The following is a 325-nucleotide window of genomic DNA, read 5'->3' as shown; positions in this document are numbered from 1 at the left end:
GGAAAGAAAAGAAAGAGAGGGAAAAAAGGAAGAGGGGGAGAGAAGAAAGGAAAGAAGGGGAAGGAAGGGAAAGAGAAGAGAGGAAAGAAGAAAGAAAGAAAGAGAAAGAGAGAAGAGAGGAGGGGGGGAAGGAGGAAAGGAAGAGAGGAGAGAAGAGGAGGAGAGGGAAAGGGGAAGAAGGAGGGAAAAAGAAAGAAGAAAAGAAGGAAGAAAAGAGAGAGAAAGAAAGGGGAGGAAGGGGGAGGAAGGAGAAAAGAGAAGAGAAAGAAAAAGGGGGAAGGAGGAGGGGAAGAGAGAAAAGGGGAAGAGGGCCCGGATGACGCCG

Annotated in this window: 1 protein-coding gene; it reads left to right on the top strand. The window is 48.3% G+C overall.

The genetic code is table 11. The features are described from left to right. A partial coding sequence (locus tag NR073_RS11460; protein ID WP_256748854.1) for a hypothetical protein occupies positions 1-325 on the top strand: 325 nt, incomplete at both ends.

The organism is Micrococcus sp. Mcc28 (assembly GCF_024519775.1).
In the GTDB taxonomy this organism is placed as follows: domain Bacteria; phylum Actinomycetota; class Actinomycetes; order Actinomycetales; family Micrococcaceae; genus Micrococcus; species Micrococcus luteus.
This window is presented reverse-complemented; position numbering and strand designations above follow the sequence as displayed.